Source organism: Roseateles sp. 22389 (assembly GCF_052044995.1).
Classification (GTDB): domain Bacteria; phylum Pseudomonadota; class Gammaproteobacteria; order Burkholderiales; family Burkholderiaceae_C; genus Roseateles.
The window spans coordinates 77312-91792 of sequence record NZ_JBQEOF010000021.1 but is presented as its reverse complement, the minus strand read 5'-3'; the positions used below and the strand labels follow the sequence as shown (position 1 = coordinate 91792).

Genomic DNA, 14481 nt, shown 5'->3' with positions numbered 1-14481 from the left:
GATGGGCCTGGCGGTGCGGTGTGGCGCAGACGTCGCTGCGACATGAATCAGTTTGTGTCTTCGCGGGTGCGCGGTTTGCCGGAGAACGGGGCCAAACGCTTGATTTCGCGAAGCTTTCGATTATAGGGAGCCGAGCCCGTTGACGCGGCGTTGACATGGCGGCCGGCATGGCGCGGCTAGGATGCCGGCCTTTCCCGGACAGAGACACGGAGCATGGACATGGCGACGATGGACCCCAAGACCTCCCCGCTGGCACAGCTCAAGGATCCGAGCCTGCTCAAGACCGACGCGCTGATCAACGGCGAATGGGTCGGCGGCGCGAGCCGCTTCGACGTCGATGATCCGGCCACCGGCGCGCTGCTGACGCATGTGGCCAACCTCGGAGCGTCGGAGGCCGACGCGGCGATCACCGCCGCGAACGCCGCCTGGCCGGCCTGGCGGTCGAAGACGGCCAAGGAGCGCGCGGCCATCCTGATGCGCTGGTACCACCTGCTGATCCAGCATGCCGACGACCTGGCGCGCATCCTGACGGCCGAGCAGGGCAAGCCGCTGGCCGAGGCGCGCGGCGAGATCGTCTACGGCGCGAGCTTCGTCGAATGGTTCGCGGAGGAGGCCAAGCGCGTGCGCGGCGAGGTGGTGCCGACCACCGACGCGTCCAAGCGCACCCTGGTCATCAAGCAGCCGGTGGGCGTGTGCGCCGCCATCACGCCGTGGAACTTCCCGCTGGCGATGATCACCCGCAAGGTCGCGCCGGCGCTGGCGGCCGGTTGCCCGGTGGTGATCAAGCCGGCCGAGCAGACGCCGTTGACCGCGCTGGCCGCGGCCGAACTGGCGCAGCGCGCCGGCATGCCGGCCGGGGTGCTGAACGTGGTCACCGGCGACGGCGAGCACTCGATCGCCATCGGCCGGGTGCTGTGCGAGAACGAGATGGTGCGGCATCTCTCGTTCACCGGCTCCACCGAGGTCGGCCGGATCCTGATGGCGCAGTGCGCGCCGACGATCAAGAAGCTGTCGCTGGAACTGGGCGGCAACGCGCCCTTCCTGGTCTTCGACGACGCGGACCTGGACAGTGCCGTCGAGGGTGCGATCGCCAGCAAGTACCGCAACGCCGGCCAGACCTGCGTCTGCGCGAACCGGCTGTACGTGCAGGCCGGGGTCTACGACGCCTTCGTGGCGAAGCTGGCGGAGAAGGTGGGTGGCCTGAAGGTGGGCAACGGCTTCGAGCCCGGCGTGACGCAGGGACCGTTGATCGAGGACGCCGCCATCGAGAAGGTCGAGCGCCATCTCGCCGACGCCGTGGCCAAGGGCGCCAAGGTGCTGGTGGGCGGCGCGCGGCTGCACGACCGCTTCTTCCAGCCGACGGTGCTGTCCGAGGCGACGTCCGAGATGCTGTGCGCGCGCGAGGAAACCTTCGGGCCGGTGGCGCCGGTGTTCCGCTTCACCACCGAGGCCGAGGGCATCGCGATGGCCAACGCCACCGAGTTCGGGCTGGCGAGCTACTTCTTCAGCCGTGACATCGGCCGCATCTACCGCGTGGCGGAGGGTCTGGAGTCCGGGATGGTGGGCATCAACACGGGGCTGATCTCGTCGGCGGAGGTGCCGTTCGGCGGCGTGAAGCAGTCGGGGCTGGGGCGCGAGGGCGGGCACCAGGGCATCGACGAATACGTCGAGACCAAATACCTGTGCATCGGCGACGTCAATCGCTGATGTGGCCGGCGGNCCGGTGCGGTCGCCGTTCCGCGATCAGTGGATCAACGGATCAGCGGACCGGCAGGTCAGCGCGAGCCGGCGCTCGTCACCGCGGGGCCGACATAGGTCCAGTACGTGTTGGCGCTGGACGTCGTCGGGAAGTACCAGTAGCGGCCGTCGGAACCCGTGGCGCGGAGCTCGTAGACCTCCATCGGCAGGCCCGCCTTGTGCGGGTTCAGGTAGCGGAAGCGGTCGCCGATCGCCGCCTTGCGATCATTGGCACCCCAGGACTGGAGCGCGGCGATCCGGCCGTTGGCGGCCAGCGCCTCGGTCTTGTCCGTGCCCAGGTAGACCCAGAAGCGGTTGTTGGTCTTGTCGGTCGGGAAGTACCAGTAGCGACCGTCGCTGCCCAGGCCCTGCAGGCTGAAGTACTCGGTCTGGCGGGTGTAGGGATTCTGGTACTCGTAGACGGTATCCAGCGTGCCCTTGCGGTCGTTGCTGCCCCAGATCTGGACGCGGTCATCGACGATGGTGGCGTCGGGGAAGTGGTGCTTGACGCAGGCCACGTAGTCCCCGGCCGTCAGCGCCGAATGCGGCGTCTGGTAGCCGACCAGCTTGCAGGCGTAGCTGCGACCCTCCGGATTCGTCGGAACCCAGCGGTAGTCCTGCTCCCAGTAGATCGGGGTGGCGCCGGCGCCGCCTTCGTCGAACTGCTTCATGCCCTTGCAGCCGAGCACTTCATCGGCGGGGACCGCCACCTTGAAGTGGGCGGCGAACGCGCGGTAGTAGCTGATCCGGTTCAGCGATTGCGCGACCTCCACCGAGCCGCCGCATTCGACGCCGCCGTTGATGATCTGCGTGGTCACGCCGAAGCCGGGCTTGAGGCCGTTCTCCAGGTCGCGCGCATTGGGCTGCCAGGTGCCGTCGACGACGAACAGCATCGGCGGCTTGGGCGGCTGCGGGTACATGTAGAAGAAGACCGCGCTGGCCAGGTTCAGCCAGGTGTCGGCGACCAGTTCCGGCTTGTCCAGCAGCGGGCGCACGGACCCGAACATCGCCAGCGAGAACGGGCCGTAGTTGTAGTTGTAGGACAGCTGCTTGGCGCCGCGGCCGAAGTAGCTCTTGTAGTCGCCGTTGGCGAAGGTGCCGCAGGGCCAGGTCTTGCCTTGCCAGGTGGCCGGGTTGCACTCGCCGTTGTAGCCGCCGCGCATCTCCTCGGTCCAGCCCATCTCGCGCACCCAGCGCAGGCCCTGGCGCCATTCGGGTTCGGGGCGGTAGCTCTCGTGCGCCCCGGTTTCCTGCGCGAAGTGGGCGAACATCGTCGCCAGGGTCTTGCGGCAGATGGCGTCGGCATCCCGGCCGTCGGTGTAGTCGCCGCAGACCGCCGGGAACTTGCCGATCGCGCGCAGGAAGCCGCCATAGGTGTACTCGGGCGCGCGCAGCGGGAACAGATAGTCCCAGTCGGCGCTGGACATCAGGCGCTCGACGCGCCGGACGTTGGCGGGGTTCGCGCTGCGATTGGGGACGATCGCTTCGACCTGCTCATTGGGCAGCGTGGCGATCGCCCGCTTGATCGCCGTCATGAGCGGACCGTTGGTGAGGCGCGCTTCGTCGGCGAGCAAGGCCGACTGCTTCAGCACGTGGCCACCCGTGGCGCCGTCCGCCGCGACGGCCGGACCCGCGCCGACCAGGAGGGCGGAAGTGGCAAGGAGCGGCGGCACGATCGACCGCGCGAGGAGAGGGAGACGGGGGAAGGAGAGCGTCATGGCTCGGCTCCGTAGTGAGGGAGCCGAGATGCTCGCGGCGCGGGCGGCCGGGCACCATTCCGCCCATCTGCGTCTGTCGGCGAGGGCTATCGCACGGAGAGGTGGGGCACTGCTTCTCCAGGGGGGGCGGCCCGCCACGCGCGCTTCAGGCGCCCTGCAACACGGCCATGCGCTCGGCCAGGTAGTCGAGGAAGCAGCTGATGCGGGAGGCCAGCGCCGTGTTGCGGTAATAGACCGCGTGCACCGGTTGGCGGGTGTCGACGGTGTGCGGCGCCAGCACCTGCACCAGCGTCCCGTCGGCGCGGTCCTGCGTCGTCATGAAGTCCGAGAGCGTCACCAGCCCCTGGCCGGCGAGGGCGAGCTGGCGCAGGGTCTCGCCGCTGGACGCGCTAAGCGTGGCGCTGATCGGATACCCCTCGCCGCCGGACCAGCGCAGGGGCCAGGTGTTGAGGCTCTCCGGCGCGGTGAAGCCGAGCAGCCCATGCGCGCTCAGCTGCTCGACCTTGGTGGGCCGACCGTGCGCCGCCAGATAAGCCGGACTGGCGAGCACGCGCAGCCGGAAACTGCCCAGCGGCCGCGCATGCAGCGAGGAATCCGCCAGCGTGCCGATGCGCAGCGCGACATCGGTGCGCTGCTCCAGCAGGTCGATGATCTGGTCGCTGCTGTTGAGCTCGAGCTCGATCTGCGGGAAGCGTTCGCGGAAGCCGCCGATCAGCGGCACCAGCACATGCAGCATGAAGGGCGAAGCGGCATTGATGCGCAGCCGCCCGGCCGGCTGGTCGCGGCGCAGGGCGAGCTGCTCCTCCGCCTCCTCGACCGAGGCCAGCACCTTGCGGGCGCGGGCCAGGAAGAACTGGCCCTCCTCGGTCAGTTCCAGGCGGCGCGTCGAGCGTCGCATCAGCGTCGTGCCCAGCTTCTGCTCGAGCCGGCTCAGCGCCCGGCTGACGGCCGAGACCGCCTGCCCGAGCTGCTCCGCGGCCGCGCTGATCGAGCCGGCGTCCACGATCGCGGCGAGGACGGCGAGTTCGTCGAGGGTGCTCTTCATGGGCGGGCGCTCCTGTCCAAGGTCGGGCCCGAGGCCGGCCGCGCCCCGGGGATCACGGCATCATATTTGCGATAGAGGCAAAAATCATTTGGCCGTTCGAGGCTTTTTCTGCAAGGGGCGAATGCGCACACTGGCGCCCCTCGTCCCCTCACCGCAGGAGTCCTCCTCATGCCGATCGCCCTCTGGGCGCTGACCGTCAGCGCCTTCGCCATCGGGACCACGGAATTCGTCATCGTGGGCCTGATCCCGACCATGGCCGCCGACCTCGGCGTCAGCCTTCCCTCCGCGGGCCTGCTGGTTTCGCTCTACGCGCTGGGCGTGGCCATCGGCGCGCCGGTGCTCACGGCGCTGTCGGGCCGCTGGCCGCGCAAGCAGCTGCTGCTGGCGCTGATGCTGCTGTTCACCGCCGGCAACCTGCTGGCGTGGCTGGCGCCCGGTTACGGCGCGCTGGTCGTCGCGCGCGTGCTGACCGGCCTGGCGCACGGCGTGTTCTTCTCGATCGGCTCGACCATCGCCACCAGCCTGGTGCCCCGTGAGAAGGCGGCCAGCGCCATCGCCACGATGTTCTCGGGATTGACCGTCGCGCTGGTCACGGGCGTGCCGCTGGGCACCTTCGTCGGCCAGCATTTCGGCTGGCGCGCCACCTTCCTGGCCGTCGCCGCGCTGGGCCTGGTCGCCTTCGTCGCCAGCCTGGCCTTCGTGCCGCGCCAGCTGGCCCAGCCCGCGCCGGCCCGCCTGCTGCAGCAGCTCGAGCCGCTGCGCCAGCCGCGCCTGCTGCTCGTCTATGCGATGACGGCCGTCGGCTACGGCGGTTCGTTCATCGCCTTCACCTACCTCGCGCCGATCCTGCAGCAGGTCAGCGGCATCTCGGCCAACGGGGTCAGCCTGGTGCTGCTCGTGTATGGCGTGTCGGTGGCCTTCGGCAATGTCTGGGGCGGCAGGCTCGCCGACCGGCGCGGTCCGGTCGGCGCCCTCAAGCGCATCTTCCTCGGCTTGGCCGTGGTGCTGTTCGTGCTCAGCGTCACCGCGCACTCGCCGATCGCCGCGGTGCTGACCGTGCTGGCCTGGGGCGCCTTCGCCTTCGGCAACGTGCCGGGCCTGCAGCTCTACGTCGTCCAGCAGGCCGAGGCCCATGCGCCGAAAGCGGTGGACGTCGCCTCGGGCCTGAACATCGCTGCGTTCAACCTCGGCATCGCCGGCGGCGCCTGGGGCGGTGGCCTGATCGTCGACCGGCTCGGGCTGCTGCACACGCCGTGGATCGGCGCGATCGTGGTGCTCGTCGCCTTCGCGCTGACGGTGCTGGCCGGCCGCCTGGACCGCCGCTTCCCGCTGCCGCGACGCGCGTCGGGCGCCGGTCCGGTCGTCGTCGGACATTGAGCGCGACCGCCCGCCGCCGTCCTTCCTGTTCCTCCCCCGATTTCCCCCTTCTGGAGTTCCCATGACCCCCTCCACCCGCCCCATGCCCGCCCTCGGTCTCGGCACCTTCCGCCTGAAGGACCAGACCGTCATCGACGCCGTCAGGAGCGGCCTGTCGCTCGGCTACCGCCACATCGACACCGCCCAGATCTACGGCAACGAGGCCGAGGTCGGCCAGGCGATCGCCGAGAGCGGCGTGCCGCGCGCCGAGCTCTTCGTGACGACCAAGGTCTGGACCGAATCGCTGACCGGTGACCGCCTGGTCCCGAGCCTGCGCGAGAGCCTGGCCAAGCTGCGCCTGGAGGCCGTCGACCTGACGCTGATCCATTGGCCGTCACCCGGCGGCGCGGTACCGCTGAAGGAGACGCTGGAAGCGCTGCTCGACGCGCGGCGCCAGGGCCTGACGCACGCGATCGGCCTGTCCAACTTCACCGTCGCGCAGATGCGCGAGGCGATCGAGCTCGTCGGCGTCGCGGCGCTGGCCACCAACCAGGTCGAGTGCCATCCCTTCCTGCAGAACCGCGCGGTGGTCGATTTCGCGCGGGCGCAGGGCCTGCACGTGACGGCCTACATGCCGCTGGCCTACGGCAAGGTCATGGCCGATCCCGTGCTGCAGGACATCGCCGCCAAACACGGCACCACGCCAGCGCAGGTCTCGCTGGCCTGGCTGCTGCAGCAGGGCTTCGCGGTGATCCCGTCCTCCACCCGACCGGCCAACCAGGCGGCCAACCTGCAGGCCTTGTCGCTGCGGCTGGACGATGCGGACATGGAACGCATCGCCACGCTGGACCGCGGCGAGCGCCTGGCCAATCCGGACTTCGCGCCCGCCTGGGACTGAGCGGCGCGGCAAGGTCGCGCGAATCGCGGCGGCGGACCGCGTCGCGCCGCGGCCCTGCCGCCAATCCCCTCTATCTGGAACGGACATTCCAGAATCGCTACAGTCCGCCGCATGGCCCGACCCAAGCAATTCGATCCCGAGCTCGCGCTGGATGCCGCGGTGGCGCTGTTCCGCGAGCATGGCTACGCGGGTACGTCCGCCGAGATGCTCACCACCGCAATGGGCATCGGCAAGCAGAGCCTCTACAACACCTATGGCGGCAAGTGGCCGCTGTACTGCGCGGCGCTGCGCCGTTATGCCGACGACGAGACGGGCGAGCACCTGCGCGAACTCAAGGCGGGCAAGACCGGCCTCGATGGCCTGGAGCGGATGCTCAAGCGCGTCGCCGCCACGGCCCACCGGCCCTGCCTGGGCGTGAGCTCGGTCCAGGAGTTCGGCACCGACAGCGAAGGCAGCGCCGAACTGATCGAGGTCCGCGCGCCGGCTGGCCAGGCCTTGCAGACGGCGCTGCTCGATCGGGTCCGCGCGGCGCAGGCCGATGGCGAGCTCTCGGCGGCGCTCGACCCGCGCCAGGCGGTGAGTTTCCTGTTTGCCCAGATCGCGGCGCTGCGGCTGGCCGCGCGCGGCGGCGCGGGCGAAGCCGAACTGCGCGCCCTGGCACGACTTGCCTTGCGGGCTCTGAAGTGAGCCCGCCTTTTTTTTCTTGATTGTGGAACGATTGTTCCAGTAAATGATCCGAGGATCGAAGGAAGGAAGCAGCGATGACGACATTACCCCGGACGCGCCGCGTGGCGCTGGTTTTCGGCGGCTCGCGCGGGATCGGCGCGGGCATCGCGCAGCGGCTGGCCAGCGATGGCTTCGACGTCGCGCTGACCTATGTGTCGCGGCCGGACGCGGCGGAGGCGGTGGTCACCGCGATCGAGGCCGCCGGCGGGCGAGGGCTGGCGATCCCGGCCGACAGCGCCGATCCGGCGGCGCTGCGCGCGGCGGTCGAGCGCGCGGTCGAGCGCCTGGGGCCGCTGGACGCGGCCGTGGTCAATGCCGGCGTCTTGCGCCATGGCACCGTCGACGCGGTGTCGCTGGAGGACCTGGACCTGTCGCTGAACGTCAACGTGCGGGGCGTCTTCCTCGCGATCCAGGCGGCGGTGGCGCAGATGCGCGAGGGCGGGCGCGTGATCACGATCGGCAGCAACACGGCGATCCGTACCGGCACGCCTGGCTCCAGCGTCTACGCGATGACCAAGGCGGCGGTCGCGTCGATGGCCCAGAACCTGGCGCTGGACCTGGCGCCGCGAGGCATCACGATCAACAACGTCCAGCCGGGGCCCGTGGAGACCGACATGACCGCGCCGTTCGCCGATTACCTCAAGGACAAGCTGCCGATGGGCCGCATGGGCCGGCCGGGCGAGATCGGCGCGTTGGTGTCCTTCCTCGCGGGGCCCGAGTCGGGCTACATGACTGGCACGAGCCTGACCATCGATGGGGGGTACATGCTGTGAGGCCTGGGTCGGCGCCTCGCCGGCTTGGGCCATAATCCGCTCCCACCGCGGGCGTCGTATAACGGCTATTACCTTGGCTTCCCAAGCCAATGACGAGGGTTCGACTCCCTTCGCCCGCTCCACCCACGCGCGCCGCTCGTCGCGCGGTGCTGGGTCTCCTCCCTTGGGTTCCGCTGGCTCCCTGGCCCGCCCGGGCTGTCCCCCCGATTTCCCCATTCCGGCTGCCGCGATGCGGACGCTCCCCGCTTTCGGGGCGCTCTCCAGAACCCCTGCGCCGTCCCGGTGATCGATTCATGTTGCAATGCTGAACGTTTCCTGAACGTTTTCTTTCAGCCGTTCCGACATGTCCGCCGCCTCACCGATCGCCTCGCCCGAGCTTTCCGACGATCCCCTGCCCAGCGCCCACACCGGTTGGGCGTTGCTCGCGCTGGCGATCGGCGGCTTCGCGATCGGCACCACCGAATTCGCGGCGATGAGCCTGGTGCCGTTCTTCGCGCCGGACCTGGGCATCGACATCCCCGCCGCCGGCCACGTGATCAGCGCCTATGCCTTGGGCGTGGTCGTCGGCGCGCCGCTGCTGGCGGTGCTCGGCGCCCAGGTGCCGCGCCGCACGCTGCTGATCCTGCTGATGCTGGCCTTCGCCGTCGGCAACGGGCTGAGCGCGCTGGCGCCGGGGTATCACGCGATGCTGCTGTTCCGCTTCCTGAGCGGGCTTCCGCACGGCGCCTACTTCGGCGTCGGCGCGCTGGTCGCGGCGTCGATGGTGGCGCCGCAGCGCCGCGCCCAGGCGGTGAGCCTGATGATGCTCGGCCTCACCGTGGCCACCATCGTCGGCGTGCCGCTGGCCAACGCGCTGGGGCAGTGGGCGGGCTGGCGTTGGGGCTTCGGCGTGGTGACCCTGCTGGCGCTGCTGACGGCGGCCCTGGTCGCGATGCATGCGCCGAAGGACCGCGTCCAGCCCGGCGCCAGCGCGATGCGCGAGCTCGGCGCCAGCGCGATGCGCGAGCTCGGCGCGCTCGGCCGCCGCCAGGTCTGGTTGACGCTGGGCATCGCGACGATCGGCTTCGGCGGCATGTTCGCCGTCTACACCTACCTGGGCTCGACGCTGCTCGAGGTCACCCGCGCCGGCCCCGGCCTGCTGCCGGTGGTGCTGAGCGTCTTCGGCATGGGCATGACGGCCGGCACGCTCGGCGCCGCCTGGGCCGCCGACCGCGCGCTGATGCCCACCGTCGGCGGGCTGCTGCTGTGGAGCGCCGCGTCGCTGGCCCTGTACCCCTTCGCCGCCGGCAACCTGTGGACGCTGCTGCCGGTGGTCTTCCTGATCGGTTGCGGCGGCGGGCTCGGCACGGTGCTGCAGACGCGGCTGATGGACGTCGCTGGCGATGCGCAGACGCTGGCCGCGGCGCTCAACCATTCCGCCTTCAACGCGGCCAATGCGCTGGGCCCCTGGCTGGGCGGGCTGGCGATCGCCGCGGGCCACGGCTGGACCTCCACCGGGTGGGTGGGCGTCGCCCTGGCCTTCGGGGGAATGGCCTTCTGGGCGGCGTCGCTGGCGCTCGATCGCCGATAATCCGCCGCTTGTCTTCAGGAGTCCCGACACATGGCCGACTGGCTGCCGCCCACGCGTTACTGGGTGCTGGCGATCTTCATCGCCTCGGCGCTGTACGCCCATTTCCGCGGTCGCGTCCGCTTCAAGCTGGCCCGCGCGCTCACCGACTTCACCGTGCTGATCTCGCCGATCAACGCGGTCATGTACCTGTTCTCCCGCGCCCCCGCCACGCCCTACCTGAACACGGCCGAGTTCCCCGAACTCAAGCTGCTGCGCGACAACTGGCAGGTGATCCGCGAGGAAGCCCTCAAGCTCAACGACGAGGGCTTCATCAAGGCCGCGTCCGGCTACAACGACATCGGCTTCAATTCCTTCTTCAAGACCGGCTGGAAGCGCTTCTACCTGAAGTGGTATGACCGGGACATGGCCTCGGCCAACGCGCTGTGCCCCCGCACGGTCGAGCTGCTCAAGCAGATCCCCGGCGTGAAGGCAGCGATGTTCGCGTCGCTGCCGCCGGGCGCGAAGCTGGTGCGTCACCGCGACCCCTACGCGGGCTCGCTGCGCTACCACCTGGGCCTGACCACGCCCAACGACCCGGGCTGCTACATCGAGGTCGACGGCCAGCGCTACCACTGGAAGGACGGCGAGGACGTGATGTTCGACGAGACCTTCATCCACTACGCCGAGAACACCACGACGCATCAGCGCGTGATCCTGTTCTGCGACGTGGAGCGCCCGGTCCACTTCGCGCCGATCCGCTGGCTCAACCGCGCCTTCGGCAAGCTGGTGATGACCTCGGCGGCGACGCAGAACCTGGAGAGCGAGCCCATCGGCGGCCTCAACAAGTTCTTCTATCACGCGTACAAGGTGCGCCTGTTCTTCAAGGCGTTCAAGGCGAGATCCCGCCTCGGCTACTACGTCGTCAAGTGGGCGCTGATCCTCGGGATCCTCGCGGCGATCTTCCTCTGATCGCCGACGCGGTGTCCTGATGAACAACGGCCCCTCGGGGCCGTTGTCGTTGGTGGACCGGTGGATCAGGAGGCCGCGGCGGGCGCATCGACCGGCGCATCGACCGGCGCATCGGCTGGCGCATCGGCATGCGCCAGCGCGCCCTGGAGCGCGCCGGCCTGCGGCCCGAACGCGTAGGCATCCATCCCCAGGCAGCCGAAGGTGACGCCCTCGTGGATCCGCAGCGGCGCATGGTCGCGGCCGCCGGCACCGGCGGCGACGTACCAGGGCAGCAGGTGCTCGTCGGTCGGGTGCATCAGCGTCGCATTGGGCGCCTGCGTCCGGTAGGCCGCGAGCGCCGGCCAGTCCCGGGCTGCCGAGCGCTCCGCGAACCAGCGCCGGAAGGCGGCCGATTCCGGCATCTCCGGCACGCCGTCGCCAGCGGCGGTCCCGGTGACCGCGGAGCGCATCAGCAGCCTCAGGTTGTGCGTGATGCTGCCGGTCCCCAGGACCAGCACCCCGTCCGCGCCCAGGCCCTGCAGCTGCTCGCCGAGCGCCATCAGCTGCGCCGGCGACGCGTGCGGCGTCAGCGTCAACGGGATCACCGGCACGTCCGCCGCGGGGATCAGGTAGCGCAGCGCGGTCCAGATGCCGTGGTCCAGTCCGCCGTGCTCGACGACGGGCAAGGCCAGCGTCTGGCCGAGCCGCGCGGCCAGCGCCGGATCGCCGGGCGCGTCGTAACGCAGCGCGGACAGCGCCGGCGGGAAACCGCCGAAGTCGTAGACCGCCTCGTGCCGCTGCGCGCCGAGCAGCACCGCCGCGCGCGCGGTGGTGTGCGCGGAGATCGCCAGCACCGCACGCGGCCGGCCCCAGCCGGCAGCGAGCGTCCGGCCGAGACCTTGCAGGAAGGCGCCGGTCTCGCCGGGTTCCAGCGCGATCATCGGCGAGCCATGCGAGACGAACAGGGAAGGGAAGGGAGGCTTCATGGGGCCATTGAACGCCCGGCGCCCGGCCGCATCGTCAAAACCGGTTGCACGGACTGTTCAAGCCGATTGCATGGCCGTCTCCCCGCGGCAGCAGGCGGGCATGCGGTTCGCTACAGTCCGCGCATGAGCGCGCACCCGTCTTCCCCCTCCGCCGACCCTGCCGGCCCCGCTGCAGCTTCCGCGGCCCGGCCCGCCGCCGATCCGGCCGGCCGGCGTCCGCCGTCCCTGTGGCGTCAGATGTCCCTGCAGACCTGGCGCGATGCGCGCGCCGGCGAATTGCACCTGCTGATCCTGGCCCTGATGCTGGCCGTGGCTGCCGTGTGCGCGGTGGCCTTCCTGTCCGACCGGCTGGACCAGGGCCTGCGACGCGACGCGGCCCAGCTGCTGGGCGGTGACGCGGTCGTCGCGAGCGACCAGCCGACGCCTGCCGCGGTGCGGCAACTGGCCGATCGCCTGAACCTGCGCAGCGTGGACACGCTGAACTTCCCGAGCATGGCGCGCGCCGGCGAGGACCAGGGCGGCGGCAGCCGCCTGGTGGCGGTCAAGGCCGTCGGGGCGCGCTACCCGCTGCGCGGCGCGCTGAGCTTGAAGGACGGTCGCCAGGTCGGTGCGCCGGCCGCCGGCACGGTCTGGGTCGACGCAGGCGTGTTGAGCGCGCTGGGCCTGAAGGTCGGCGATCCGCTGCTGCTGGGCGACGCGACGCTCACCATCGCCGGCGAGATCGCCAATGAGCCCGACCGGGGCGCCGGTTTCCTCAACTTCGCGCCGCGGGTGATGCTGGCGCAGTCGGACCTCGCCGCCACCGCGCTGATCCAGCCGGCCAGCCGGGTCACCTACCGTTTCGCGGTGATCGGCCAGGGGCAGGAACCGGGCAGCGCGGTGCAGCAGTTCACCACGCAGACCCGCCAGCAGATGAAGGACGGCCACTGGCGCGGCGTGCGGCTGGAGTCGCTGGAGACCGGCCGGCCCGAGATGCGCCAGACGCTGGACCGCGCGACCAAGTTCCTGAACCTGGTGGCGCTGCTGGCCGCCTTGCTGGCCGCGATCGCGGTCGCGCTGGCGGCGCGCGAGTTCGCCAACCGCCATCTCGACGACTGCGCCATGCTGCGCGTGCTCGGCCAGCCGCAGCGGCGCCTGGCCTGGGTCTTCACGCTGGAGTTCGCCACGGTCGGCCTGGTCGCCAGCGTGATCGGCGTGCTGCTCGGCTTCCTGCTGCATTACGGCTTCATCGCGCTGCTGGCCGGCCTGATCTCGGTCGACCTGCCCGCGCCCGGCGCCTGGCCGGTGCTGCTGGGCCTGGGCATGGGCATGAGCCTGCTGCTGGGCTTCGGCCTGCCGCCGGTGCTGCAGCTGTCGGCCGTGCCGCCGCTGCGGGTGATCCGGCGCGAACTGGGTCGGCCGAAGATGGGCTCGATTGCCGTGCTGCTGGCCGGCGTGATGGGCTTCGCGGCGGTGCTCACCGCGCTGTCGGCCGATTGGCGTCTGGGGCTGGTCGCGACCGGCGGCTTCGCCATCGCGCTGGGATGCTTCGCGCTGCTGGCCTATGGCGCGGTGCTGGCGCTGCGGCGCCTGGTGCCGCAGGCCGGCGCGCCGCGCTGGCTGCTGCTGGCGACGCGGCAGGTCGCGGCCCGGCCCGCCTTCGCGGTGCTGCAGGTCGGCTCGCTGTCGCTGGGGCTGCTGGCGCTGGCGCTGCTGGTGCTGATGCGCACCGACCTGATCGAGAGCTGGCGTGCCGCGACACCGGTGAACGCGCCGGACCGCTTCGTCATCAACATCCAGCCGGACCAGGGCGCGGGATTCCGCGGCGAGCTCGAACGGGCCGGCGTCAAGGACTACGACTGGTACCCGATGATCCGCGGCCGCCTGGTCGCGATCAACGGCGAGGCGGTGCAGGCCAGCCGCTTCACCGAGGAACGCGCGCAGCGCCTGGTCGAGCGCGAGTTCAACCTCAGCCACAGCGCCGAACTGCCGTCGCACAACCAGATTTCCGGCGGCAAATGGACCGCCGAGGAGCAAGGCGGCGTCAGCGTCGAGCAGGGCCTGGCGGACCAACTGGGGCTCAAGCTCGGCGACACGCTGCGCTTCGACATCGCCGGCGTGCCGGTCGATTCGCGGATCACCTCGCTGCGCAAGGTGGACTGGGGCTCGATGCGGGTCAACTTCTTCGTGCTGTACCCGCATGCGGCCATGCCGGAGCTGCCGGTCAGCTTCATTTCCGCCTACCGGTCGCCGCAAGGCGAGGGCGGCGCCGCGGCGCTTGATCGCAAGCTGGTCAACGCCTTCCCCAACCTGACGCTGATCGATGTCTCGGCTGAACTGCACCAGGTCCAGCAGGTGCTGGAGCAGGTGATCATGGCCGTGCAGCTGCTGTTCGCGGTCGCGCTGGCGCTGGGCGTGGTGGTGCTGCTGGTGGCGGCGGTGGGTTCACGGGACGCGCGCACGCGCGAGTTCGCGTTGATGCGGGCCTTCGGCGCGTCCAGTGCGCTGATGGCGGCGGTGCAGCGCGCGGAGTTGCTGGGGCTGGGTGCGCTCGCCGGTCTGCTGGCGGGTCTCGCGGCGCAGGCGCTGGGCTGGGCGCTGACGCATTACGCCTTCGAGTTCGAATGGCAGTTCAAGCCCTGGGTGCTGATCGGCACGACGATCGGCGGCGCGGTGCTGGCCCAGCTCGCGGGTTGGTGGGCGCTGCGCGGCGTGCTGCAGCGCCCGGTGGTGCAGACGCTGCGCGAGGCCGACACCAACTGATCA

11 protein-coding genes and 1 tRNA gene are annotated in these 14481 nt (G+C 70.6%); 9 read left to right on the top strand and 3 right to left on the bottom strand.

Translation table 11 applies throughout. From position 1 onward, the window contains the following. The first annotated feature begins 228 nt into the window (after positions 1-228). Positions 229-1707 (top strand): NAD-dependent succinate-semialdehyde dehydrogenase, encoded by a 1479-nt coding sequence (locus ACTJKJ_RS22990; protein WP_440822324.1) that lies wholly within the window; start codon positions 229-231, stop codon positions 1705-1707. A 68-nt stretch (positions 1708-1775) separates the two neighbouring features. On the opposite strand, the gene ACTJKJ_RS22985 is transcribed toward ACTJKJ_RS22990, so the two are convergent. Beyond that, positions 1776-3455 carry a glycoside hydrolase family 19 protein gene (locus ACTJKJ_RS22985; protein WP_440822311.1) on the bottom strand — a complete coding sequence of 560 codons (1680 nt, stop codon included), beginning with the start codon at positions 3453-3455 and terminating at the stop codon, positions 1776-1778. Between the two features lie 145 nt (positions 3456-3600). Further along, positions 3601-4500: a LysR substrate-binding domain-containing protein gene (locus ACTJKJ_RS22980; protein WP_440822309.1), complete on the bottom strand. Its 900-nt coding sequence runs from the start codon at positions 4498-4500 to the stop codon at positions 3601-3603. Positions 4501-4668: 168 nt separating this feature from the next. On the opposite strand from ACTJKJ_RS22980, the gene ACTJKJ_RS22975 reads away from it, so the two are divergent. The 7 genes from ACTJKJ_RS22975 (at position 4669) to ACTJKJ_RS22945 (ending at position 10771) form a co-directional block, all read left to right on the top strand. Next, positions 4669-5877 (top strand): MFS transporter, encoded by a 1209-nt coding sequence (locus tag ACTJKJ_RS22975; RefSeq protein ID WP_440822307.1) that lies wholly within the window; start codon positions 4669-4671, stop codon positions 5875-5877. Between the two features lie 61 nt (positions 5878-5938). Continuing rightward, positions 5939-6754 (top strand): 2,5-didehydrogluconate reductase DkgB, encoded by an 816-nt coding sequence (dkgB, locus tag ACTJKJ_RS22970; protein WP_440822305.1) that lies wholly within the window; start codon positions 5939-5941, stop codon positions 6752-6754. 111 nt (positions 6755-6865) lie between these two features. Beyond that, entirely contained in the window at positions 6866-7441 is a 576-nt protein-coding gene (locus tag ACTJKJ_RS22965) for a TetR/AcrR family transcriptional regulator (protein WP_440822303.1), read from the top strand. Between the two features lie 74 nt (positions 7442-7515). Next, the gene (locus tag ACTJKJ_RS22960) at positions 7516-8253 is read left to right on the top strand and encodes an SDR family NAD(P)-dependent oxidoreductase (protein WP_440822301.1); all 738 of its coding nucleotides are present in this window, start codon (positions 7516-7518) and stop codon (positions 8251-8253) included. A gap of 47 nt (positions 8254-8300) precedes the next feature. Further along, positions 8301-8375 (top strand) — tRNA-Gly (locus tag ACTJKJ_RS22955). Between the two features lie 221 nt (positions 8376-8596). Next, entirely contained in the window at positions 8597-9823 is a 1227-nt protein-coding gene (locus ACTJKJ_RS22950; protein WP_440822299.1) for an MFS transporter, read from the top strand. 30 nt (positions 9824-9853) lie between these two features. Next, positions 9854-10771 (top strand): aspartyl/asparaginyl beta-hydroxylase domain-containing protein, encoded by a 918-nt coding sequence (locus ACTJKJ_RS22945; RefSeq protein ID WP_183492329.1) that lies wholly within the window; start codon positions 9854-9856, stop codon positions 10769-10771. A 65-nt stretch (positions 10772-10836) separates the two neighbouring features. Here the strand turns inward: ACTJKJ_RS22945 and ACTJKJ_RS22940 are convergent, their stop codons facing one another. Further along, positions 10837-11736, bottom strand: a complete 900-nt coding sequence (locus tag ACTJKJ_RS22940; RefSeq protein WP_440822297.1) for a dioxygenase family protein — start codon at positions 11734-11736, stop codon at positions 10837-10839. A gap of 237 nt (positions 11737-11973) precedes the next feature. On the opposite strand from ACTJKJ_RS22940, the gene ACTJKJ_RS22935 reads away from it, so the two are divergent. Continuing rightward, positions 11974-14478, top strand: a complete 2505-nt coding sequence (locus tag ACTJKJ_RS22935; RefSeq protein WP_440822295.1) for an ABC transporter permease — start codon at positions 11974-11976, stop codon at positions 14476-14478. The last annotated feature ends 3 nt before the right edge of the window (positions 14479-14481 follow it).

Excerpts from the sequence above, each read along its gene's own strand:
- ACTJKJ_RS22950 (WP_440822299.1), top strand. The coding sequence starts at position 8,597 with ATGTCCGCCGCCTCACCGATCGCCTCGCCCGAGCTTTCCGACGATCCC.
- dkgB (WP_440822305.1), top strand. The coding sequence starts at position 5,939 with ATGACCCCCTCCACCCGCCCCATGCCCGCCCTCGGTCTCGGCACCTTC.
- ACTJKJ_RS22965 (WP_440822303.1), top strand. The coding sequence starts at position 6,866 with ATGGCCCGACCCAAGCAATTCGATCCCGAGCTCGCGCTGGATGCCGCG.
- ACTJKJ_RS22935 (WP_440822295.1), top strand. The coding sequence starts at position 11,974 with ATGTCCCTGCAGACCTGGCGCGATGCGCGCGCCGGCGAATTGCACCTG.
- ACTJKJ_RS22940 (WP_440822297.1), bottom strand. The coding sequence starts at position 11,736 with ATGAAGCCTCCCTTCCCTTCCCTGTTCGTCTCGCATGGCTCGCCGATG.
- ACTJKJ_RS22985 (WP_440822311.1), bottom strand. The coding sequence starts at position 3,455 with ATGACGCTCTCCTTCCCCCGTCTCCCTCTCCTCGCGCGGTCGATCGTG.
- ACTJKJ_RS22990 (WP_440822324.1), top strand. The coding sequence starts at position 229 with ATGGACCCCAAGACCTCCCCGCTGGCACAGCTCAAGGATCCGAGCCTG.
- ACTJKJ_RS22975 (WP_440822307.1), top strand. The coding sequence starts at position 4,669 with ATGCCGATCGCCCTCTGGGCGCTGACCGTCAGCGCCTTCGCCATCGGG.
- ACTJKJ_RS22945 (WP_183492329.1), top strand. The coding sequence starts at position 9,854 with ATGGCCGACTGGCTGCCGCCCACGCGTTACTGGGTGCTGGCGATCTTC.
- ACTJKJ_RS22960 (WP_440822301.1), top strand. The coding sequence starts at position 7,516 with ATGACGACATTACCCCGGACGCGCCGCGTGGCGCTGGTTTTCGGCGGC.
- ACTJKJ_RS22980 (WP_440822309.1), bottom strand. The coding sequence starts at position 4,500 with ATGAAGAGCACCCTCGACGAACTCGCCGTCCTCGCCGCGATCGTGGAC.